The 20,442-nt window shown below is 73.9% G+C and carries 20 protein-coding genes; 4 read left to right on the forward strand and 16 right to left on the reverse strand.

Annotation, left to right across the window (positions count from 1 at the left end):
* The first annotated feature begins 256 nt into the window (after window positions 1-256).
* Genes ACIOKD_RS18650 through ACIOKD_RS18660 form a run of 3 tightly spaced genes read left to right on the forward strand, consistent with a single transcriptional unit; the run spans window position 257 to window position 1,937 of the window.
* Complete coding sequence (locus ACIOKD_RS18650) at window positions 257-943, forward strand: nucleotidyltransferase family protein (protein WP_402084822.1); 687 nt, start codon at window positions 257-259, stop codon at window positions 941-943.
* Window positions 940-1,194, forward strand: coding sequence for a hypothetical protein (locus ACIOKD_RS18655; protein ID WP_402084825.1), 255 nt, complete (start codon window positions 940-942; stop codon window positions 1,192-1,194). The genes ACIOKD_RS18650 and ACIOKD_RS18655 overlap by 4 nt, the downstream gene beginning before the upstream one ends.
* Window positions 1,191-1,937, forward strand: coding sequence for a metallophosphoesterase (locus ACIOKD_RS18660; RefSeq protein ID WP_402084827.1), 747 nt, complete (start codon window positions 1,191-1,193; stop codon window positions 1,935-1,937). Before ACIOKD_RS18655 ends, ACIOKD_RS18660 begins: the two co-directional genes overlap by 4 nt.
* Before the next feature lie 89 nt (window positions 1,938-2,026).
* Here the strand turns inward: ACIOKD_RS18660 and ACIOKD_RS18665 are convergent, their stop codons facing one another.
* The 3 genes from ACIOKD_RS18665 to ACIOKD_RS18675 are packed head-to-tail and all read right to left on the reverse strand — an operon-like array spanning window position 2,027 to window position 4,873.
* Window positions 2,027-3,034, reverse strand: coding sequence for a glycosyltransferase family 9 protein (locus ACIOKD_RS18665; RefSeq protein WP_402084830.1), 1,008 nt, complete (start codon window positions 3,032-3,034; stop codon window positions 2,027-2,029).
* Window positions 3,031-4,074: an NAD-dependent epimerase/dehydratase family protein gene (locus tag ACIOKD_RS18670; RefSeq protein WP_402084833.1), complete on the reverse strand. Its 1,044-nt coding sequence runs from the start codon at window positions 4,072-4,074 to the stop codon at window positions 3,031-3,033. Before ACIOKD_RS18670 ends, ACIOKD_RS18665 begins: the two co-directional genes overlap by 4 nt.
* Before the next feature lie 52 nt (window positions 4,075-4,126).
* A complete protein-coding gene (locus ACIOKD_RS18675) occupies window positions 4,127-4,873 on the reverse strand; it encodes an SDR family oxidoreductase (protein ID WP_402084836.1) in 747 nt (248 codons plus the stop codon).
* Between the two features lie 615 nt (window positions 4,874-5,488).
* On the opposite strand from ACIOKD_RS18675, the gene ACIOKD_RS18680 reads away from it, so the two are divergent.
* A complete protein-coding gene (locus tag ACIOKD_RS18680) occupies window positions 5,489-6,772 on the forward strand; it encodes an MFS transporter (protein ID WP_402084839.1) in 1,284 nt (427 codons plus the stop codon).
* Window positions 6,773-7,448: 676 nt separating this feature from the next.
* Here the strand turns inward: ACIOKD_RS18680 and rfaE2 are convergent.
* The 13 genes from rfaE2 to ACIOKD_RS18745 form a co-directional block, all read right to left on the reverse strand.
* Complete coding sequence (gene rfaE2, locus ACIOKD_RS18685; RefSeq protein ID WP_402084842.1) at window positions 7,449-8,855, reverse strand: D-glycero-beta-D-manno-heptose 1-phosphate adenylyltransferase; 1,407 nt, start codon at window positions 8,853-8,855, stop codon at window positions 7,449-7,451.
* On the reverse strand, window positions 8,852-9,505 hold the full coding sequence (locus ACIOKD_RS18690) for an SIS domain-containing protein (protein ID WP_402084844.1): 654 nt from the start codon (window positions 9,503-9,505) through the stop codon (window positions 8,852-8,854). Before ACIOKD_RS18690 ends, rfaE2 begins: the two co-directional genes overlap by 4 nt.
* 112 nt (window positions 9,506-9,617) lie before the next feature.
* Complete coding sequence (locus tag ACIOKD_RS18695; protein WP_402084847.1) at window positions 9,618-10,946, reverse strand: glycosyltransferase; 1,329 nt, start codon at window positions 10,944-10,946, stop codon at window positions 9,618-9,620.
* Entirely contained in the window at window positions 10,943-11,908 is a 966-nt protein-coding gene (locus tag ACIOKD_RS18700; RefSeq protein WP_402084849.1) for a glycosyltransferase, read from the reverse strand. Before ACIOKD_RS18700 ends, ACIOKD_RS18695 begins: the two co-directional genes overlap by 4 nt.
* Complete coding sequence (locus tag ACIOKD_RS18705) at window positions 11,905-12,657, reverse strand: D-glycero-alpha-D-manno-heptose-1,7-bisphosphate 7-phosphatase (RefSeq protein ID WP_402084852.1); 753 nt, start codon at window positions 12,655-12,657, stop codon at window positions 11,905-11,907. Before ACIOKD_RS18705 ends, ACIOKD_RS18700 begins: the two co-directional genes overlap by 4 nt.
* Window positions 12,654-13,883, reverse strand: a complete 1,230-nt coding sequence (locus tag ACIOKD_RS18710) for a glycosyltransferase family 2 protein (protein WP_402084855.1) — start codon at window positions 13,881-13,883, stop codon at window positions 12,654-12,656. Before ACIOKD_RS18710 ends, ACIOKD_RS18705 begins: the two co-directional genes overlap by 4 nt.
* The gene (locus ACIOKD_RS18715) at window positions 13,883-15,547 is read right to left on the reverse strand and encodes a carbamoyltransferase (protein ID WP_402084857.1); all 1,665 of its coding nucleotides are present in this window, start codon (window positions 15,545-15,547) and stop codon (window positions 13,883-13,885) included. Before ACIOKD_RS18715 ends, ACIOKD_RS18710 begins: the two co-directional genes overlap by 1 nt.
* 153 nt (window positions 15,548-15,700) lie before the next feature.
* On the reverse strand, window positions 15,701-16,735 hold the full coding sequence (locus ACIOKD_RS18720; RefSeq protein ID WP_402084859.1) for an NAD-dependent epimerase/dehydratase family protein: 1,035 nt from the start codon (window positions 16,733-16,735) through the stop codon (window positions 15,701-15,703).
* 518 nt (window positions 16,736-17,253) lie between these two features.
* Window positions 17,254-17,424, reverse strand: coding sequence for a hypothetical protein (locus ACIOKD_RS18725; protein WP_402084862.1), 171 nt, complete (start codon window positions 17,422-17,424; stop codon window positions 17,254-17,256).
* A gap of 114 nt (window positions 17,425-17,538) precedes the next feature.
* Window positions 17,539-17,730 (reverse strand): hypothetical protein, encoded by a 192-nt coding sequence (locus tag ACIOKD_RS18730; RefSeq protein WP_402084864.1) that lies wholly within the window; start codon window positions 17,728-17,730, stop codon window positions 17,539-17,541.
* Window positions 17,731-17,883: 153 nt separating this feature from the next.
* The gene (locus ACIOKD_RS18735) at window positions 17,884-18,078 is read right to left on the reverse strand and encodes a DUF2795 domain-containing protein (protein WP_402084866.1); all 195 of its coding nucleotides are present in this window, start codon (window positions 18,076-18,078) and stop codon (window positions 17,884-17,886) included.
* A gap of 144 nt (window positions 18,079-18,222) precedes the next feature.
* On the reverse strand, window positions 18,223-18,636 hold the full coding sequence (locus ACIOKD_RS18740) for a DUF2795 domain-containing protein (RefSeq protein WP_402084869.1): 414 nt from the start codon (window positions 18,634-18,636) through the stop codon (window positions 18,223-18,225).
* Window positions 18,637-18,711: 75 nt separating this feature from the next.
* On the reverse strand, window positions 18,712-19,923 hold the full coding sequence (locus tag ACIOKD_RS18745) for a Vms1/Ankzf1 family peptidyl-tRNA hydrolase (RefSeq protein WP_402084872.1): 1,212 nt from the start codon (window positions 19,921-19,923) through the stop codon (window positions 18,712-18,714).
* Window positions 19,924-20,442 lie beyond the last annotated feature (519 nt).

Here is a 20,442-nt window from a genome sequence, read left to right on the forward strand (position 1 = left end):
GGCAACGAAGTCCCAGCGAGGAAATCCGGGCAAGGAGATTCCAGCAAGGAGATCCGAGCAAGGAGATCCGAGCAAGAGAAACCCGACATCGCACGCACGCACGCACGCATGAACGCGTGCGTCGCGGTGTCGTACGGACACCGGCCCGTGTCGAAGCCGGCGGAACCGACACCGGTGTTGCCCCGAGCGGGGATCGCCGAAGACGGCCGGCCCGCCCGCCGAGTGCGGCAGCCGGTGTCCGGAAACGGAGCGACAGGTGACGCGGAACGCCGAGAACGCCACGGACGACCGGCCCGGTCCGGTGACGCAGCTGCGTACGGCCGCCGGCCCCGCCGGGACGAACCCGCGGCACGACCTGCCCGCCGAAGAGCTGCCGCCCGACCTCAACCAGGCCATCCTGGAGGCGGCCAAACAGGTCGCCGCAGTCCTCAAGAGGAACGGCCACGACTTCGCCCTCGCGGGCAGCGTCGCCGTCTACGCGCACGGCGGGACCGGCAACCTCCAGCACGACGCGGACTTCTGCATCAAACCGGAGGACGCCGACGCGGTCGCCACGACCCTGATGGAGGCGGGCCTGACGGTGTACGCGCCGCCGGAGGACTGGCTGCTGAAGGCCAAGTGCCTCGGCCAGGACATCGACCTCATCTTCCAGCTGGCCCACGAGCCGGTCACCGAGGAGTTCCTCGGCCGGGCCACGTCGCTGCCGGTGGACTCGGTGCGCATGCCGGTCCTCGCACCGACCGATCTGCTGCGGTCACTGCTCGCCGCCTTCTCCGAGCACCACTGCGACTTCGGCGCCGTACTGCCCATCGCACGGCAGCTGCGCGAGAAGGTCGACTGGCGGTCGCTGCGCCAGGAGCACGGGGACGAGCCGATGCCGGCCGCCTTCCTGTTCCTGCTGGAGCGCCTGGGAGTCATCGCACCGCAAGGAGGAGACCGATGAACGACCCCGCCAACGTCGAGTACCGCATCGCCCATCTGAAGGAGCGGCTCGCCGCGGAGGAAGTGGGCGAGCTGGGCATCCGCGTGGAACACCGCGGCTCGTCCGTGACGGTCATCGGAACCGTGCCCACGGCGCACTGCCGCGAGGAACTCATGCGCACCGTGCACGAGGAACTGGACGGGCTGACCGTCCACTTCGACATCGTGGTGGCCGAATCGGCGGCCCCCGACCACCCGGAGGAAGTGGCATGATCCGCGTCGCAGCCGTGGGGGACATCCACATGGGCACCGACAGTCAGGGCGTGCTCAGGCCTGCCTTCGAGACCCTGCCCGACTGTGCCGACCTGCTGCTTTTGGCCGGGGACCTCACCCGCCACGGCACCCCGCAGGAGGCGCGGGTGGTCGCCAGGGAGGTGGCCGGCCTTCCCGTGCCCGTCGTCGCCGTCCTCGGCAACCACGACCACCACGACGAGAAGCCCGAGGAGGTCACCGCCATCCTGCGTGAGGCGGGCGTGCGGGTACTCGAAGGGCAGGGCACCGTCGTCGAGGTCGAGGGGGCGCGCGTGGGCGTCGCGGGCACCAAGGGGTTCGGCGGCGGGTTCGTCGGCCGCAGCGGCAGCGAGTTCGGCGAACCCCTGATGAAGGAGTTCATCCGGTACACCCGACGCTGCGCCGAGGGCCTCGGCGCCTCGCTGCGGGGACTGGCCGAGGACGGGTGCGACGTACGCGTGGCGCTCACGCACTTCGCGCCGGTGCCGGACACCCTGGCGGGTGAACCGCTGGAGATCTATCCGTTCCTCGGCAGTTACCTGCTGGCCGAGGCGATCGACTCGGCGGGCGCGGAGCTGGCCGTGCACGGACACGCGCACGCGGGCGCCGAACACGGCATGACCAGCGGCGGCGTACCGGTCCGCAATGTGGCCCAGCCGGTCATCCGCAAGGCGTTCAACGTCTACCACCTGCAGGCCCGCGCCCGCACCGCTCAGCCGACGTAGCGACGCAGGCGCGGATGATCACCGCGACAGTGGTGCGCGGGGCGACCGCTCTCACCTGGGGCGGCTGCTTCTGCGCGGGGAGGCCGCCCTCACGCGCCCCTCTTCAGCAGCTTCTGCACCGCGCGCACCACGTCCTGCGCCGTGACCTCCTCCAGGCAGGGGTGGCCGGGCACCGGGCAGTGGTGGGCGCGGGTGTCCGCGCAGGGGCTGCCCCCGTCCCCGAGGAGGACGGTCGGCACGCCGTAGGGGCCCCTGTGCGCCGCCGGTACGACAGGGGAGTACGGGCAGACGACCGGGGTGCCGGTCGCGGCGGCGAGGTGGGCGGGGCCGGTGTTGCCCGCGATGACGACGTCGGCCGCGCGCAGCACCCCGGCCAGCGTCCGCAGGTCGGTGTGCCCGCCGAGATCGACGGCCGTGTCACCGCTGACCTGGTGGCACAGGGCCGTCTCGTCGGGCCCGCCGGTGACGACGACGCGGTGCCCCGCGTCGGCGAGCAGGACGACCGCTTCGGCCGCGCGTTCGGCGCCCCAGCGGCGGGCCGGTGCTCCCGCGCCCGGGTGCAGCACCACGTAGGGGCCGTTGCCGGTGAGGCCGGTCGGGTCGGGGGCCGGGAGGACACGCGGCCGGCCGTCGTCGCCGGTCCGCAGGCCGAACCCCAGGGCGGCGGCCAGGTCGAGACCCGCCTCCACGTCGTGCCGGCCGGGCAGCCGCGGGTGGCTCACGTCGACGAGGGTGCCGGGATGGGCCACGCCCTCGGCCGCGATGCGTCGTACGTGGGCCATCCGCAGCAGGAGCGCGATCGGCAGCGGGCTCCGCGGCGAGGTGGGCAGGACGAGCGCGACGTCGTACGCCGCGTCCCGCAGCCGGCGTACAAGACCGTCGATGTCCGCCTCGTCCACCGTCGGCGGGCGGACCCCTTCCCACGGCGCGTCCCACACGAGCACGTCGTCGGCACCGGGCAGCAGTGCGGCGGCGGACTCGCCGCGCGGGCCGCACATCAGCGTCACGTGGTCGGCCCCCGCGGCCACCGCGCGGACCGCAGGGCCGGCCAAAAGGACCCCGGTCATGCCGTCCAGGCACACGACGAGCGCCTTCACGACGAGTTCTCCCTCCGGTCGAGGAAGGAGGCGATGGTGCGCTTGAGTCCGTCCTCCCACGGAACCCTGGGCGTCCAGCCGTAGAGCTCGTGGGCGAAGCCGGTCTCGGGCCGGGGCGGCTCCGGGGTGTCGGCGCGCGCCCCGGTCAACCGCAGGCGGGCGTGGGAGCCGGTCAGCTCGATCACCCTGCGGGCGATCTGCTCGACGGTCGCCCCGGGGTCGCCGCCGATGTCGACCGGCCGCACGGACCGGCTGGCCGCGACCAGGAGCACGCCGTCGACGGTGTCGCCCACGTAGCAGAGCGAGGGTGTCCCGCTGCCGTCCCCGGGGACGGTCACCGGTCCGCCGTCCAGGGCCTGCCGGATGAAGGCGGGGATCAGCCCGCCACCGTCACGTGGGCCCATGCGCGGGCCGTACGCGGGGAAGACGCGCACGATGCCCGCGTCGGCTTGCCTGGATGTCGCGTACGCGGCGGTCAGCGCTTCGGAGAGCCGCTCGGGCGCGTCGTGGCCGGCGAGCGCGCCGACCGGGACCGGGTCAGCGGCTCGCGGAATGTCTCCGGGGTCCGCGTGGAGCGGGTCCGCGTGCGGCGGGTCCGAGTAAAGCGGGTCTCCGTGCAGGTGGCAGGTGGAGGCGAGCAGGAAGCGGGCGCCGTCCCGCTCGGCCACGGCGAGGGCGGTGCGGGTGCCCGAGGCGTCGGCGTCGAGGGCTCCCGGGGAGCGTGGCGAGGAGGCGCCCGACGAGGCGGGACACGCGAGGTGCAGTACGAGGTCGTACGGTCCCGTCAGGGAGCCGGGACAGTCGGGCCGCGAGATGTCCCGGCGCAGGAACCGGAATCCGGGGCTGTCCGCCAGGTGTTCGACGGCGCGGGCGGAGCCGGCCGGCAGGTCGTCCACGCAGTCCACCTCGACCCCCGCGTCGAGCAGCCGCTCGCACAGATGCGAACCGAGGAATCCGGCGCCTGCCGTCACCACGGCCCTCTTCCACGGGGGCCACGGGGGCGGGGCCGCCGGCGCCATGGAGAACATCGTCGGCATCATGGACACAGCCTCTCTCCCGTCGGTGGGGACGGATGCCGGGGCGACGGGCGCCTCAGGGCCAGGACGGTTCCCTGCGCGGTACGACGACCAGCTCGCCCACCACACTGCCCGCCGGGACCGACAGCGCGTACAGCACCGTGTCGGCCACGATGTCGGGGCTCTGCAACATGCTCACGTCGGCGTCCGGGAAGCGTTCCATGATGAACGGTGTCTCCATGCCGCCCGCGATGATCCCGGTGACACCGATGCCCACGCAGTCGCGCTGCGCTTCCTGGAACAGGGTGTGGGTGAACGCGCGCAGGCCCGACTTGCCCGCCGCGTACGGTCCCGCCTCGGTCCAGGTCCGGTTCGCCGCGGTGGACAGGATGTTCACGATGTGGCCGCCGCCACGGGCGATCATGCGCCGGTAGGTTTCGAGGCACAGGTACATGGGGCCGAGCAGGTTGGTTTCGATGACCCGTGTCACCTCGTCGGCCGTCAGGTGCTCGATCGGTTTGGAGACGTCCACGGCGGCGTTGTTGACCAGGATGTCGACCGGCCGGCCGGTCTCCTCCAGGGTCCGGAAGACCGCGGCGACCGCGTCGGCGTCCCGTACGTCCATCTCCACGAAGCGGACGTCGCGGCCGTCGCCGTTCAGCTCGTCGCACAGTTCCCGCGCCAGGTCCTTGCGGACGTCGGCGACGAGGACGGACGCCCCCGCCCCGGCCAGTCTCCTGGCGATCGAGGCACCGAGGCCCCGGGCCGCGCCGGTCACCAGCGCCTGTCTGCCGTGGAGGTCGACCCGCACTCCGCCGCTCATGCCCGTGTGCCTTTCCTCGCGCCGTTCGCCCGTTCGCGGCGCACGCTCGGCGACCGCTCCGCTTCTCACTGTGACACCGGGTCGAGTGCGCGGCATGTCGGGCCGGGCCCTCGCCGGGCGGTACGCGGCTGCGGCACAGGTCACGCGGCGGCGCGGCGGAGGGTCGCGCGCGGGGGCCGGTGCGGAAGCGTGTGAGCAAGCACACCAGAAGCGCCAAACGGGCCCTGGAGCAAGGGAGTTGGAGTCATCCCGGACCGCCCGGGACCGAACCGCCACCAGCTTCGGCGGTCGCGTCTGCCACGATGGTCATCGCCGTACTCCGCAGCGCCCGCCACGCCATGGCGCGCTCCACGAGACGCCCTTTCGGCCGCGCGGCGCATCTGACAGATCCGGTGGGAGTGACCGCGGCAATGCGGCCCGTGTCCTGAGCTTCCGCCGCATTCCTCCACCTGAGTCCTCGTGGACTCGTCTCGCGGGTGCCCTGTGCGTTTGTCCCTGTTCTCTCGTGCCCCTTCCGCGCCGTCCCGCACATCCGTCCCGCCCGTCCCGGAAGACGCCCCCGCGTCGTCCGCGACCGGGTCCCGGTCGCCGTGGCGGTCCCTGAAGTACCGCAGCATGCGCTGGTGGTCGGTCGCCAACTTCGTGTCGAACGCCGGTACGTGGATGCAGCTGACCGTGCAGAACCTACTGGTCCTGCAGATCACCGGGTCCGCCGCCGCGACCGGCCTGTCCATGTCCGTGCAGGCGGCGCCCGCCCTGCTCATGAGCCTGGCGGGCGGCGCCGCCGTCGACCGCTGGCCCCGTAGGCTCACCGCCGCGGTCAGCCAGGCCCTGCTGGGCGCCATCGCCTTCACGACGGCCGCCCTCGTGGCGACCGGACGGCTCGACCTGACCGTCCTCATGGTGCTCGCCGCCCTCACCGGCATCGTCGCCACGGTCGACGGGCCCGCGTGCGCCTTGCTGGGCAACGACCTCGTGCCGCCGGACGACGTGCCCTCCGCCATCGGCGTGGGCTCTCTCGTCCACAGCGCGGGCCGCCTCGCCGGTACCGCGCTCGGCGGTGTCACGGTCGGCTTCCTCGGCACGGCCGCCGCGTACGCCGCCAACGGGGTGTCCTTCCTCTTCGTCGCCTCGGTCATCCCCTTCCTCCGTCCCGCGTACGGGGCGCTGCGCGGTGCTGCCGGGGCGGTGCGGCCCGCCGCCTCCGCCACCTCCGCGCCCGCTGGCGTCGAGCCGGTCGGCCAGGACATGACGGTGCGGCAGGGCCTGGCCTTCTTCATGCGGCGGCCCCGCCTGGTGGCCCTCGCGGGCATCACCGGCATCAGCGCGATCTTCGGCCGGAACTACAGCCTGACCCTGGCCGTGCTCGTCACCGGGCCCCTCGCCGGGGGCGCCGGGTCGTTCGGCACGGTCTCCACCGTCCTCGCCGTCGGCGGCATCCTCGGCGCGGTCCTCGGCGCGCGGCTGCGACAGCCGTCGGTGCGGCTCGTGGGCATGCTGGCCGCCGCGGGCGGGCTGCTCCAGGTGGTGGCGGGCTTCTCCCCGTCGTTCGCCGTCCTGCTCGTCCTCGTCCTGCCGATGGCCGTCGTGGAGACCGTCTCGGACACCGCGGGCACGACCGTCCTGCAGACCGACCCGCCCGCACACCTGCGGGGCCGTGTGCTGGGCGTCTGGGGAAGCATCAGCACCGGCTGGGGCCTGGCCGGCCCGCCCGCGCTCGGCCTCGTCATGGAACTGGCCGGTGCGCGCGGCGCCATGGTCTCCGGGGGACTGGTCATCGCCGGTTCGATCGGGGCGGGTTTCCTGCTCCGCGGGCGCCGCGGCACCGCGCCGCCGGTCGTCCTGCGGAAGGAAGAGCACGACCCCACGGCCCGGCCGGCCCTGAGCACGGCCGCCTGACCGGCCTTGCGCCGGTGGCTGTCCCGGCCGGGGGTGCCCTTACGGGGGGCCGCCCGGCCGGGGGGTGCCTTGCTGGGGGACGGCCCCGGCCGGGTGTTCCTGGGTGGACGGGTGCTCGGGTGCCGGAGCCGGCTTGCCCGTCAGCCGTCGAGGTGAGTCGCCGTCCTGCTCCGGTGCGGTTGGCACTGCCGCTCGGGGCGGTCCGGTACCGCGGCAGGCGTTCGTCCGGCGGGTGGCTTCGCGGAGAGGGGTGCCGGAGCCGGCTTGCCCGTCGGCCGTCCATGTGAGCCCCGTCGCGAGGTGGGCGGACCCGGGGCGCCGACAAGCACGCAACGCGCGTACGCCACGAGAGCCGCCGACCGGTCGAACGGCATGGTCGGCCGCGTCGCCGAGCACGGCGGTGCCCGGCAGCCCCGCTTCCGCGCCACGGCCCGCCCGGTCGCCGCCGCCTCCTCCGCCGACTCCGGCGCACGGCGGGCCCGTACCCACGGGACCCGGGCCCGCAGCGCTTGGCCGCGGCGACGAGCCGCCTTGCAGGCCGGCAGCGTGTGGTGGCGTCGCCGCCGGGGTGCATGACGGCCGCGCCGGGCGCCGGGGAGGCTGCCGGGGCGGTGGGTCCGACCGCGTCGCCGGGTCCGGGTCCGGGTTCGCCTCGGCGTCCTCGCGGTGGCGCGTCTCACGGTGTGGGCGGGGGTGGCGGTGCGGCGGTGGCCGCCGCGCGGTGGGCCAGCAGGGTGGTGGAGCGGCCGTCGAGGTACGGCAGGACGACCGCCTGCCCGCCCCAGGCCCGCAGGGTCCGCGCCTCGGGCAGGTCCTGGACCGCGTAGTCGCCACCCTTCACCCACACGTCCGGCCGCAGCCTGCCGAGCAGCGCCTGCGGTGTGTCCTCCTCGAAGACGGCGACGGCGTCGACGCTGCCGAGCGCTTCGAGGACGCGGACGCGGTCGGCCTCCTTGTTGAGGGGGCGCCCCGGACCCTTGCGGCGCGCCAGCGACGCGTCGGAGTTGAGGCACACGATCAGGCAGTCGCCGATGCGCCGGGCGCTCTCCAGGAGACCCACGTGGCCGGCGTGCAGGAGGTCGAAGCAGCCGCCGGTGGCCACCACCGTGCCGCCGCGCGCCCGCACCCGCTCGGCGAGGGCGTACGCGTCGGTCGCGGGCGTCTCCTCGGTCCGGGGCGCGGGTGCCGTCCGCCACAGGTCCGGGTCGGCGGCGCCGCCCGCCGACACGAACGCGGCGGCCTCGGCGACGGCCCGCTGGAGTGCCTCCTCCGGGAGCGCGCCGTCCGCGAGGGCCGCGGCCGTCGTGGCGGCGAAGCAGTCCCCGGCGCCGCAGGGATCACCGGTGGCGCGGTAGGGCGACGGCACGAGCATCGGCGTACCCGAACCCGGCCTGGTCAGCAGCGCGCCGCGCGCGCCGAGGGTCACGGCGACACCGGCCGCCTGCCACCGGTCGGCCAGTTCGGTGCCGCGCGCGGCGTACGCGGCCAGCGTCTCGTCGCCCTCGGGCTCGGGACACAGGGCGCGGGTCTCCGCCGCGTTCGGGGTGACGAGCCGCGCGCCGGGGACGGGCTCGTCGCCCCGGGGGTGCGGGTCCCAGACGAGTGGGGTGTTCGGGGCGACCGCCGCCAGGTGCGCGCGTACGGCGCGCGCCGTGTGGCGTCCGTAGTCGGCGACGAGTACGGCGTGCGCCTGGGCCAGCGCGTCGCGCACCGCGGCGTCGGGCTCGCCCGGTGTGCCGCCGCCCCTGTCGATACGTACCAGCGGTCTGCCGGACGCCAGGACGCGGGTCTTCACCGGCAGGGTGCCGTTCAGCGGCAGCTCCACGAGTCGTACGCGCCCGCTGAGCGCCCGGCGTACGGCTTCGCTGGCGAAGTCGTCGCCCAGCGCGGTGACCAGGACCACCTCGCGTCCGCCGCGGGCCGCGAGGGCGGCGGCGAGGCCCGCGCCGCCGGGGTGGCGCCGGTCCGCGGTGACGTCGACCACGGGGGCGGGAGCGTCCGGGGAGAGGCGGGTGGCGACGCCCTCGATGTCCTCGTCGAGCAGGACGTCCCCGACGACCACGAGCGGCTTCGGCCCGCTCACGACAGACCCCCGGGGACGCGGACCGGCACGGCTCGGGGCGCGGCCCGGCCGACGGTGGCCGCGACGGGTTCGGTGAGCGCCGCGTCGAAGGCCTCGCACAGCAGGTGGACGGCGACGAGGTGGGCCTCCTGCACGGTGGCGGTGGTGGCACCGTCGATGTGCAGGGCCTCGTCGGCGGCCTCGCCGAGCGGGTTCGGGCCCGGCCCGGTGAGGGCCCAGACGCGCAGCCCGGCGGCCCGGCCCGCCACCGCCGCGGTGATCAGGTTGGCGCTGCGGCCGGAGGTGGACAGCAGGATCAGGATGTCGCCGGGACGGCCGTGCGCGGAGACCTGGCGGGCGAACACGTGGTCGAAGCCGTAGTCGTTGCCGATGGCGGTCATGCTGGAGGTCTCCGCGTGCAGGGAGATGGCCGAGTACGCCGGGCGTTCGTGGCGGTAGCGGCCCACCAGCTCCGCGGTCAGATGCTGCGCCTGGGCGGCGCTGCCGCCGTTGCCCGCGGCGAGGAGACGGCTTCCCGCGGGCAGCGCGGCGGCGAGACGGCCGCCCCACTCCGCGATCCGGCCGAGGCTCTCGCCGCGCAGCCGGCCGAGCGCTTGCTCCAGTGACCGGCAGTGCGCGTGTGCGGCGTCGAGTGCGGGGGATTCGGTCATGTCGATCGGGCATGCCGCGCCACTGGGGACGTCGACGGGCCCGCACCTCCTTCGGGGCTCGATGAGGGCGGGCGCCGGGGGTGGGCCGACCTCGGGGTTCCCGCTGCGTGACTCACACCGCTCCGACCCTCGTCGCGACCGGCAGGGCGTCCAGGACCTCGCAGTACGCCGCCTCGGTGGCCGCGGCGACGCGGTCCCAGCCGTAGCGGCGCAGGACCCTGCGGCGGCCCGCCGCGCCGCTCGCCTCGCGCGTCACCGGGTCGGCGAGGAGTTCGGCGACGGCGCGGGCGAGTGCCTGCGGGTCGCCGGGCGGCACCAGGCGGCCGGTGGCCGGGTCGGCGACCGTGTCGAGCTGTCCGCCGACCGCGCTGGCGACGACCGGTCTGCCGCACGCCATGGCCTCCAGCGGGACGATGCCGAACGGTTCGTAGTCCGCGGGGCACACCACCACGTCGGCCGCGCGCAGCAGCGGCGGTACGTCGGCGCTCGGCACGCCGCCGGTGAAGCGGACCCGGCCGGCGACGCCGGCCCGGCGGGCGAGCGCGCGCAGCCGGCGGACCTCCGGGTCCTGTTCGAGCCGGTGAGCGGGGGGCCCGCCGACCACCACGAGCTCCGTTTCGGGCAGCAGGGCGAGCGCGGCGATGGACACCGCCGCGCCCTTGCGCGGCACGAGACGCCCCAGTTGGAGCACCTGGTGCCGTGGGGTGCCGCGCCCGGCGACCGGTCCGCACGGGGTGAACAGCTCGGTGTCGACCCCGCACGGCACGATGCCGGCCTTCGCGGCGGGAACGCCCATCCGGCCCAGTTCGGCGACCTCGTCACGGCAGGTGGCGATGACCCGGTCGCAGCCGAACCCCACCTCCGTCTCCAGGGCGATCCGCTGTGGCGGGCTGGGGTCGGCGAGCCGCTGATGGCGTCGCTTCACCGTGCCGAGCGCGTGATACGTGTGCAGCAGCGGCAGTCCGAGCCGGCGGGTGGCTCGCAGCGAGGCGAGCCCTGACATCCAGAAGTGCGAGTGCACCACGTCGGGCGGCCGGTCGCGCCAGACGCGTGCCAGGTAGTGCCCGAACTCGCCCATGTACGGCAGCAGTTCGTCCTTGGGTATCTGCTCGGGCGGACCCGCGGGCACGTGGTGGACCCGCACCCCGTCGCGCAGCGCCGTCTCCACGGGGAGGTCCCGCGCGTCGCGGCGGGTGTAGACGGTGACCCGGTGGCCGCGGTCGGCGAGAGCGCCCGCGAGGCAGGCGACGTGCACGTTCTGGCCGCCCGCGTCCACGCCTCCCAGGGCCGCGAGCGGACTCGCGTGCTCCGAGACGAGCGCGATGGACAGCGCTCCCGGACCGACGGGCGCCGCGCCGAACGTGCCGGGGGCGAACGTGCCGGGGGCGAACGTGCCGGAGTCGAACGTGCCGGAGTCGAAGGGGCCGGGGGATGAGGTCATGAGCACGCCTCCGTCATCACGCGCTCCCAGTCGTCGAGGAAGCGCTTGAGTCCGTACCGGTCGAGAGCGGCCTGGCGGGCGCGGGCGCCGTCCTCGGCGGCTGCCTCCGGTTCCTCCAGGTAGCGGCGGGCGGCCCGGGCCAGCACCTCCGGGCGGGTGGACAGCGTGCCCGCGCCGGGCGGGACCGCCTCGACCGCCTCGGTGGTGGCGAGCGCCACCACCGGCATGCCCAGGTGCATCGCTTCGAGGAGCGAGAGGCCGAGCGAGGTCCAGCGCACCGGGTGCAGATAGAGGCGGCGCTCCGCGAGGGCCGTGTGCAGCTCGCTCTGCGGCAGGTCGGCGGCGCGGCACCGTTCCCCGGACAGGCCCAGGTGCGCGGCGAGCCCTTCGGTGCGCATGCCGAAGACGTCCAGCGGGGCCGCCTCGCTCAGGGCGGGCAGCAGGTCGGTGCCGGTGTGACGGCCGCGGCGCACCGGGTCGTTGACGACGACGGCGGCACGGGCGATCCGTCCGGTGTACTGGTGCCCGGGGTCGACGATGCCGTGCTCGATCACTTCGGTACGGGTGGTGCCGCACTGCCAGAAGAGCCGGTTGAAGTGGGTGACGTGCACCAGCGTCAGGTCGTCGCGGTCGGCGCACGGATGCCGGGTGTCGGGCACGTCGCCGTCCGGCGCGTTGTGCTCCAGGTACACGGCGGGCACGTCGCGCCCCGGGCGCCGTCCGCCGAGCCAGCGCTCGGCGAGTTCCGGTTCGTGGGGCCGCTGGAGGAGGACCAGGTCCACCTCCGCGTCCCGCAGCTCCTCGGGCGTGACCTCGCGCACCGAGCCGGGCCAGTTGAACGTCCGGGCCCGCCCGAGCCCGTCCGGGCCGCGGCCCGGTGTCACGGGAACGAGGTAGGTGTGCGGACCCTGGACGAACGAGGTCGTCCACGAGCCGTGCACATGCCACAGCAGGATGTTCATACGGTCGCTCCTCGTTGGGTCGCTCCTCGTTCCGTTGTCCGGTCGGTCCGTGCGGAGGCCGTGGCCGCGGGTGCGCCCGGAGGGCTCAACACGAGCCGGACGGCGCTGAGCAGATCGGGGGCCACCGTGTCGGCGGCTTCGATCTCCTCGGCGCGGGTGACGGGGGTGGGGACCAGCACGCCGCGGGCTCCGGCGGCGCGGGCGGCCGCCACGTCGGCGCCGATGTCGCCGATGACGGTGGTGCGCCGGGCCGGGACACCGAGCCGTTCGCACGCGGCGAGTACCAGACCCGGCTCCGGTTTGCGGCAACCGCAGCCCTCGCCGGGGCCGTGCGGGCAGATCGCCCAGACGGAGAACGGACCGAGAAGCTCGTCCACGCGCCGCCGCACCGCCTCCACCTGCTCACGCGTCAGCAGCCCGCGCGCGATCCCCGACTGGTTGCTCACGACACCGACCGGTATGCCCGCCGCCCGGACGGCCTCGACGGCGCTTCGCGCTGTGGGCATGAGCCGTACACGCCCCGGATCCCCGTTGTAGGGGACGTCCACGACGAGCGTCCCGTCCCGGTCGAAGAGAACGGCCGCGGGAACTGCGGGAACGTCAGGCCGGGGACCGCACGAAGACCGGGCCGCCTCGAACTGGGTTGCCCCGGACTGGGGCGCCTCGGACCGGGATGCCTCGGACCGGGGCGCCTTCGGTGGGCCGTCGAGCAGCCAGGGCCGTTGGGCGGTGGCCGGGTGCCGGTTCATGGGCGTACCCGTTCCTCGTGCACCGGCGGGGGTGACAGGGCCGGCGAGGGACCGGGGCACGGCTCGTACGAAGCGGGCCGGGTCACCGCGCGGTGCAGGAGTTGGCCGCGTAGCCAGTGCCAGGTGGCCGCGGGCGGGATGAGCACGCTGGTCAGTGCCATGGCCGCCACCTCCGCGCGGCTCCGGGGGCCCGGCAGGATCCTGGCCAGGGCGAATTCGGCGGTGCCCGCCAGCCACACGGCGGCGCAGGCGGTGGCGGCGGCGGGTCTGCGTGCCGCGGCGCACAGCAGGGCCGCCGCGCCCGCTCCCGTCAGCGCCAGGTGTCGCGGCAGCCGCCCGCGCGGTGCCGCGGCGCGATCCCACCAGTCGCGGCCGTGCAGCCGCGTCATGAGCACGTCGTCCGCGTTGCCCGCCTGGAGGCGGACCGATATCCAACGGCTCGCGGGGCGCACCGGATGCGTCGTGGTGCGCGTCCCGGCGGCCACTGTCCAGCCGGCGGCGAGCACCCGCAGCGCGAGGTCCGCGTCTTCCCTGAAGGCGCGCCGGAACCGCTCGTCGAAGCCCTCGGCCTCCGCGAGCGCCACCCGGCGGTACGCCATGTCGGCGGTGATCCACCGGGCGGTGGCGAGCCCCGCGGTGTTGCGTTCCCAGTCCGTCGGCCGGCGGTCGGCGGGGAGGGGCACGTCGATGCGGGCCGTGACCGCCCCCTCGCGGAAGGTCGACGCGGCGAGATCGAGCGCGAGGTCGTCGCACCAGGTGGGACCGGGCACCACGTCGTCGTCGAGAAAGACGATCCACGGCACGCGCCCGGCCGCCCGCCACCCCGTGTTGCGCGCCGCGGCGGGCCCGCGACCCCCGCCGCTCACCATCATGGTCAGGGGGCGCAGCGGCGCGGGGACGGTGACCGGCAGAGGGGTCGCGGCCTCCGCGCTCCCGCGGTCGTCAACGAGGACCACGCGCACCGGTTTCGGTCCCGTGGCCTCGGCCAGGGCGCGCAGGGTGGCGTTCAGGCTGGGCCGGCCAAGGGTGGGGATCACCACCGCGTACGTGTTCTCGCCGCCGGCGCCGTCGTAGGCGTCAGTGCCGTACGTGCCGTCAGTGCCGTCAGTGCCGTCAGTGCCGTACGTGCCGTACGTGCCGTCAGTGCCGTCAGTGCCGTACGTGCCGTACGTGCCGTACGTGCCGTCTGTGTCGTACGGTCCGGGCTGCTCCGTGTGCTCGGCCATCAGACGACCTCCGCCGTCGCCGCGCCGCGGAAGAGGTCCTGGCGCCGGATCGCGTACGGGCCGATGGCCAGCAGGTCGACCGGCGAGGAGCCGAAGCACTCCAGCGCGTCGCGCGGGTCGTCGACCATGGGACGGCCCGCCGTGTTCAGGCTGGTGTTGACCACGACCGGCAGCCCGGTGAGCTGCTCGAAACGCTCCAGCATGCGGGCGACGAGAGGCTCGCGCACCCGGTCCACGGTCTGGATGCGCGCCGTGCCGTCGACGTGGACGACGGCCGGGATCCGGTCCCGCCAGGACCGCGCCACATCGTGCACGAAGAGCATGTACGGGCTGGGCATCGGGCCGTCGAAGATCTCGGGGGCCCGGTCGGCGAGCACCATCGGCGCGACGGGCCTGAACTGCTCGCGCCCCTTGACGTCGTTGAGCCGTTCCAGGTTGCCCGCGTGGCCGGGGTGGGCCATCAGCGAGCGGTGTCCCAGTGCCCTGGGGCCGTATTCGGACCGCCCCTGGAACCAGGCGACGATCCGGTTGTCCGCGAGTGCCCGCGCGACCGTCTCGGCGATGTCCGGTGGCCGCTCGAAGGAGACGGCCGCCGTCTTCAGCCAGGCGCCGAGTTCCGCGTCCGACCAGTCGCGGCCCAGGTCGGCGCCGGTCATGGGCTCCGGCTGGATTCCCTCTCCCGCGGTCAGGAGCAGCGCGCCGCCGAGGGCCGTACCCGCGTCGCCCGCGGCGGGCTGCACCCACACGTGGGAGAAGGGGCCCTCGCGGGCGATCCGGGAGTTGGCGACGCAGTTCAGGGCGACGCCGCCGGCGAGCGTGAGCACGCTGTGGTGGGTCCTGCCGTGCAGCCACCGCGCCAGATCGAGCAGCGTCTCCTCCAGAACGGCCTGGGCACTGGCGGCCACGTCCGCGTGGTCCTGCGTCCACGGCTCGTCCGCTCCACGGGGCGGGCACAGCTCGTGCCACGGCACCGCGGTGGCCCGGAACCCGCCGTCGCCCGTCGGATACACATGGCGGCGCAGCTCGGGCAGCATGCGCGGTGTGCCGTGGGAGGCGAGCGCCATCACCTTGAACTCGTCGGAGGAGCGCAGGAACCCGAGGTGCTCCGTGAGTTCCTCGTAGACCAGGCCGAGTGAGTGCGGCAGGTCCTGCGCGTACAGCGCTTCCAGTTGGTCGCGAACCCGTCGGGCGGCGAGGTGCGAGGCGCGCTCGCCCCTGCCGTCGAGGACCAGTACGGAGGAGTCCTCCGCGTCGGGCGCGGCGAAGGCGCTCGACGCGGCGTGCGCCATGTGGTGCGGGACGAAGCGGACGATGCCGGGGTCGAGGCCGGGCAGCGCGGCCTTGAGGAAGTTCGGGGCCTCGCGGGCGTAGGTCTGGCGGAGGTGGTCCCACGGGTCGTCGAGGCCCATGGATTCGGCGGGCCGCGCGAGTTCGGGGTCGTAGGAATAGGCGACGGCGTCCAGGTCCTGGGGTCGCAGCCCGGCCCTGCTCAGGCACCAGGCGGCGGCCTGCTCGGGCAGTTCCCAGGCGGAGAACGGCAGGGGTCGTTTGCCGTGCTTGCGCCGGGAGAACCGCTCCTCCTCCGCGGCGGCGACGGTCCGGCCGTCGATCACCAGGGCGGCGGCGGGGTCGTGGAACAGTGCGTTGATTCCGAGGATGCGCATGAGGTATCCGAGGCTCCCTTGGCGGTACGGGACACGGCGTCGGAGGGGCTGGGGCCGGGCTGCGGCGGTAGGGCGCCGGGCGCGGGCGGGTCGGCGTCGGCACGGCGTCGGCTGCCGCGACGTGCGGGCCGGGGCCTCGCCGGACGGAACCGGTCAGTGCTGATCCGCTTGCTGATCCGCTTGCTGCTCCGCTTGGTGATCCGCTTGGTGATCCGCGTGGTGCTTCGTGTGCTCTTCCGTGGCACGGAACCAGTCGATCGTGCGCCGCAGGCCCTCTTCGGCGCCGATCCTCGGTTGCCAGCCGAGTTTGTCGCCGGCCAGGGTGATGTCGGGGCAGCGGACGACCGGGTCGTCCGTCGGCCGGTCGATGAAGCGGATCTGCGAGGACGCTCCGGTGAGCTCGATGACGAGGTGCGCCAGTTCGAGCATGGTGAGCTCGGTGGGGTTGCCGATGTTGACCGGACCGCGCATGCCGTGGGCGGCCGCCGCGAGGATGCCGCGCACGGTGTCGTCGACGTAGCACAGCGAGCGGGTCTGGCGTCCGTCGCCGGTGACGGTCAGGGGCTCTCCCGCCAGTGCCTGCCGGATGAAGGTGGGCACGGCCCGCCCGTCGTGGCCGCGCATCCGGGGGCCGTAGGTGTTGAACAGCCGCACGATGCCGGTGTCGGTGCCCTCGGCCTCGGCGTGGGCCGTGGTGAAGGCCTCGCCGAAGCGTTTCGCCTCGTCGTACACGCTGCGCGGCCCCACCGGGTTCACGTTCCCCCAGTACCTCTCGTCCTGGGGGTTCTGCTGAGGATCGCCGTAGACCTCCGACGTCGAGGCGAGCAGGAAGCGGGCACCGGCCCGGTGCGCGAGCCGCAGCGCGTTGCGGGTGCCCAGGCTGCCGGTCTCCAGTGTGTGCAGGGGTAGCCGCAGGTAGTCGGCGGGGGAGGCGGGGGACGCGAAGTGCAGGACCAGGTCGGGAGGGCGTTCGACGGTGAGGCTCTCGGCCACGTTCGCCCGTATCAGCGTGAATCCGGGGTGACCGAGCAGCGGCGACACGTTCTCCGGCCGTCCCGTGCTGAAGTCGTCCACGCAGGTGACCTCGGTCCCCGAGGCCAGCAGGGCGGTGCACAGGTGCGAGCCGACGAAGCCCCCGCCGCCGGTGACGACGGCGTGCTTCCAGTTCTGTGACTGTTCCCTGGTCATGCACATCTCCTTCGTACGCGGCGACGGCGTGTTGTTCGCTCAGCCTGTGTCACACCGGCACCAGCGGCTCGGTGGTGTACTGCATCCGGGTGACTGACCGAGCGTGAGGACGGACCGTCGGGGTGGGTGTCGGGGTGGGCGTCGCAGACGCGCCCGTCGGCTCGCGACACGCTGACGGCCCGCTCCACCACACCGAAAAGGCGAGGTCGAAGCGGGCCGTGGGCCTGGTGCGCATGACATGTCGGCGTCGTCGCGCGTGCTGAGGGCGACGGCTTCACCTGGGCGAGTTCACCGGCGAATGGCGCGATTGGACGCGAGGGAGATCCGCGAGGAAAAGGGAGGCTGCCCCTTGTCCGCGGCGCGGGACACGACTCGGCCCCGGACACGTTCGTCCGGGGCCGTCCGATCGCGGAGACCGGGAGTCCTCTGTCGCGCACGCCGCGCTCGGTACCGTCGACCTCGCGCTCGGCGTACTGCTTGACGGCTCGGGCCGCCGGTCCGCCGCGGCGGGCGCTGCGTCAGGTCTCGTCCCGCAGGTCGTCCGGACTGAGTCCGGCTTCCTCCAGCGCTTCGCCCATGGTGCGCCCGGTGGCGCCCTTGTCCTGCTCGGCGGCCGCACCTTCCTCACGCGTGGCGATGATGTCGTTGGTGGACGTCGTCTTGGGTCGGTTCTCCTCAGGAACGGTCATGTCTTCTCCGTGCGTCCGTGCGTCCGTGCGTCCGTGTGTCCGTGCGCGTATGCGTGTGTACGTGCGTTTATGCGTGTGTACGTGACTGCGTGTGGGCGGGCGGTGCGGTCGGGCTCAGAGCGGGTGGTCGGGTCGCTGCTCCGGAGGCGTGCCGCCGCCCTTCCCTCCACCCTTGTCCCCGCGGTCCGTGCCGTGGGCGCGGCCACCGCCCTCGGTGGGCTGTGCCGCCTTCCGGGCCTGGCTGTCCTGCGGGGTGCCGCCCCCCTTGTCACTGCGCCGCAACTCGGGTTGTTGAGGGTTCGACATCAGTACCGCTCCTTCCTGCGGATCTTCGCCGAAGTGCTTGCCTGCCGGACGGGTAGCCGTCGCAACTGCGTACGAAACACGCGTACACCTTGCTTCCTGGTTCGGGCATGACCATCGCCTCCGGTGGGTGACGGGTTCCAGGGCCGGGCCCCGCTAGGCGTTGTCGAACACGGATTTCTGGACCTCGTTCGGCCCGTCGAACCGGTCCGCCGAAGCGTCGCGGAGCTTCGTGACCAGAGCTTCGTCCGCGCCGTTGCTCTCGGCCAGCGAGACGAGGTCGTCCCGGTCGGCTGGGTACTCGGCGCCCTTGAGTGCCTTCTGCAGGTCGATCGGGCTGATGTCCGCCATGATGATCTCCTTGTTGCCTTGTTGCCTTGTTGCCTTGTTGCCTTGTTGCCTTGTTGGTCCCTCGACGGTCCGCGACAGCGCGGACGGTTCGACGGTTGGACGGCTTCGCTGGTTCGGGTGAGTGGTCCGGGCGTGCGGTGGCTCTCACCGCGCCTGGCGGCGGTCTCCGTCGACGGCGGCGACGACCTCGGTGACGTTCGCGTACGTGCCGCTGTCCGGCAGGCGCCGCGCGGCCTCCAGGACGGTGTCCGGCGCGTGGTGTGCCTGAAGGACGTCCAGTACCGTCTGCCGGTCGGCCGGGAAGACGGCGCGCTCCAGGTGGCGCGCCATTTTCAGGCGCAACGACTGCGTCTCGGCGTCCGCCCGGGCCCCGTCGCGTTCCGGGCCCGGTGGGGGCACGGAGCCGCCCGGGTCGACACTGATGTCGTCGTCCGCCGGGGGCTCGGGGTCGTTGCCCTCCTCCACGTGCGTGTGCTGACCGGACCGGAGATAGCCCTCCAGTTCGTGCTTCATCTCGTCGTCCTTGCGGGGACCGACCGGGTTGCTGCCTCGCTCCATGCGTGCGCACCTCCGCTTGTCCGGATGGAATGGTGAGACCGGGTTGGGCCGGGCGAGACCGGGCGAACCGGCCAGTCAGTACGTCCAGCGCAGCAGGGCGCCGATACCTCCGGCCGGGACGGCGGTGTTCATCGTGTTGGGTGTGTCCGCCGTACCCGCGGTGCCGTCGGCGCCTGCCGCGGCTTCCCGGTCCGCGTCGTCGGACAGGGACGGTTCGTCGTCGGGAAGGGGAATGATCAGTACGTCCGCTCCTGTGACGGCGGCCGAGCGCAGCAGCGCGTCGTCCGCGCGTACGGAGATCGGGTCGCCCGCCCCCAAAGTGTGCGCATCGTTGCGCCGCACCGCCACTTGGTCGGGCTCGGCCCCCACCCAGGTTTCGCGACCCAGGTCCGGACCGTCGGGCCGGAGCAGCAGCGTGTCGATGCGGTGCTCACGAGCGGCCTCCACCACGGCCGGGACGCCCTCGACCGCATCCGTCGGCCGGTCGGTGCCGACCCGCCCGGCACGGAACCGGTCGAGGGCCCCCTCGACGCGACGGCCGGCGCACTCACGCCGGGCGTGCTCGATAGCCTCTTCCAGCGCGGGGGAGTCGGAGCCCGCGGCCCGGCCGCCGTGCTCGGTCTCCACCGTGACCTCGCGGATGGCCGCGGGGAGCCTTTCGTGCACCGCGGGCCGCTCGCGCGGGTCGCCCACCAGGACCACCAGTTCGGCGCCGGACTGCTCGTACGCCGTGGCCAGTGCTTCGGCGATCTCGCCGGCGTTGTGCTCCCAGGTGTTCTCGACCTTGAGCTGGAAGTGCCGCTCGGACCAGTCCGACGTGGACGTGCGGTGGATCGGCCACTGCCGCCCCTCGACCTTTCCGGCGTCCTTGGGCCCGGCCGCCCCGCGAAGTTCGAAGTCCGCGCCGGTTCGGTCGATGTACGCCACGAGGCAGACGGGGTCCTGGCCGGACAGTTCCAGCAGCGGCGACAGGCGGGGCAGCGGGGCCCAGCACACGATCTGCCCCTGCGGAGCCCGGGAGAGGCGGTGGCTCAGCACCACTTCGCCGCCGGTGGCGAAGAGGGCACGGCCTGCCGGGTACTCCGCGGCGGCCGTGCCGGTCAGGGCCTCGCCGACGGCCTTCGTGACCGCCGTGTCGGCACCCTGCTCCTCCAGCGTCCGGCACACCTCTCGCACGGACAGCTCACGCCGCTTGGCACCCGACTCGTCGTTCTGGCCGGGGTCGAAGTAGACCGTGGCCCAGGGACCGGAGCGGTCGAAGAGCGGTCCCAGGAATGACAGTTGCATGCTTCCTCCTTATTCATCCCGATTCATTCCTGTTCATCCTGATAAACCTCTTTTTGTGCGCCGAGTACCCGGACGGCTGCCGGAGACACCCGTCGGACCCGTCGGACCCGTCGAGGATTTCGTTCTCAGTGAGGCTTGCCGGCCGGCTGAGGCGCCGGTCGGTCGCAGCGCCGGCCGGCGTACCGCCGCGGCGTGTCGCGTGTTCCGCGCCGGCTCCCTCACGCCACCGCTCGCCGCGGCGCGGGCCGGATCGGTTGGGCCGTGCGCGTGAGGACCGCAGGGCCCGGGGCCAGGCGCGCCTGACCCGTTCGGCGCAGCATGTCCGCGCACGACGCCCTTCGCGGCACGCAGAGTAGTCCCGTGCGCGGTGGTGTCCGCGTCACCGGTGCCGTGCGCCTGCGGGACCGGTGACGCGGGCGTCGACACGTATGCGGGAGCCGGATGTCCAGCGCTGGCACATGCGCGTCCAAGAGCGAGGAGAGCCCCGTGGGCGGACAGACCCGGCGCAGGCCCCTGGTG

It is taken from the genome of Streptomyces sp. NPDC087844 (genome assembly GCF_044742785.1).
Taxonomy (GTDB): Bacteria; Actinomycetota; Actinomycetes; order Streptomycetales; family Streptomycetaceae; genus Streptomyces.

What these genes read in the sequence shown, in the direction of transcription:
- ACIOKD_RS18655 (WP_402084825.1), top strand. Translation starts at nt 940, where the DNA reads ATGAACGACCCCGCCAACGTCGAGTACCGCATCGCCCATCTGAAGGAG.
- ACIOKD_RS18715 (WP_402084857.1), bottom strand. Translation starts at nt 15,547, where the DNA reads ATGCGCATCCTCGGAATCAACGCACTGTTCCACGACCCCGCCGCCGCC.
- ACIOKD_RS18700 (WP_402084849.1), bottom strand. Translation starts at nt 11,908, where the DNA reads ATGAACATCCTGCTGTGGCATGTGCACGGCTCGTGGACGACCTCGTTC.
- ACIOKD_RS18725 (WP_402084862.1), bottom strand. Translation starts at nt 17,424, where the DNA reads ATGACCGTTCCTGAGGAGAACCGACCCAAGACGACGTCCACCAACGAC.
- ACIOKD_RS18720 (WP_402084859.1), bottom strand. Translation starts at nt 16,735, where the DNA reads ATGACCAGGGAACAGTCACAGAACTGGAAGCACGCCGTCGTCACCGGC.
- ACIOKD_RS18690 (WP_402084844.1), bottom strand. Translation starts at nt 9,505, where the DNA reads ATGACCGAATCCCCCGCACTCGACGCCGCACACGCGCACTGCCGGTCA.
- ACIOKD_RS18675 (WP_402084836.1), bottom strand. Translation starts at nt 4,873, where the DNA reads ATGAGCGGCGGAGTGCGGGTCGACCTCCACGGCAGACAGGCGCTGGTG.
- ACIOKD_RS18740 (WP_402084869.1), bottom strand. Translation starts at nt 18,636, where the DNA reads ATGGAGCGAGGCAGCAACCCGGTCGGTCCCCGCAAGGACGACGAGATG.
- ACIOKD_RS18710 (WP_402084855.1), bottom strand. Translation starts at nt 13,883, where the DNA reads ATGGCCGAGCACACGGAGCAGCCCGGACCGTACGACACAGACGGCACG.
- ACIOKD_RS18730 (WP_402084864.1), bottom strand. Translation starts at nt 17,730, where the DNA reads ATGTCGAACCCTCAACAACCCGAGTTGCGGCGCAGTGACAAGGGGGGC.
- ACIOKD_RS18735 (WP_402084866.1), bottom strand. Translation starts at nt 18,078, where the DNA reads ATGGCGGACATCAGCCCGATCGACCTGCAGAAGGCACTCAAGGGCGCC.
- ACIOKD_RS18705 (WP_402084852.1), bottom strand. Translation starts at nt 12,657, where the DNA reads ATGAACCGGCACCCGGCCACCGCCCAACGGCCCTGGCTGCTCGACGGC.
- ACIOKD_RS18695 (WP_402084847.1), bottom strand. Translation starts at nt 10,946, where the DNA reads ATGACCTCATCCCCCGGCCCCTTCGACTCCGGCACGTTCGACTCCGGC.
- ACIOKD_RS18745 (WP_402084872.1), bottom strand. Translation starts at nt 19,923, where the DNA reads ATGCAACTGTCATTCCTGGGACCGCTCTTCGACCGCTCCGGTCCCTGG.
- ACIOKD_RS18660 (WP_402084827.1), top strand. Translation starts at nt 1,191, where the DNA reads ATGATCCGCGTCGCAGCCGTGGGGGACATCCACATGGGCACCGACAGT.
- ACIOKD_RS18680 (WP_402084839.1), top strand. Translation starts at nt 5,489, where the DNA reads ATGCGCTGGTGGTCGGTCGCCAACTTCGTGTCGAACGCCGGTACGTGG.
- ACIOKD_RS18670 (WP_402084833.1), bottom strand. Translation starts at nt 4,074, where the DNA reads ATGATGCCGACGATGTTCTCCATGGCGCCGGCGGCCCCGCCCCCGTGG.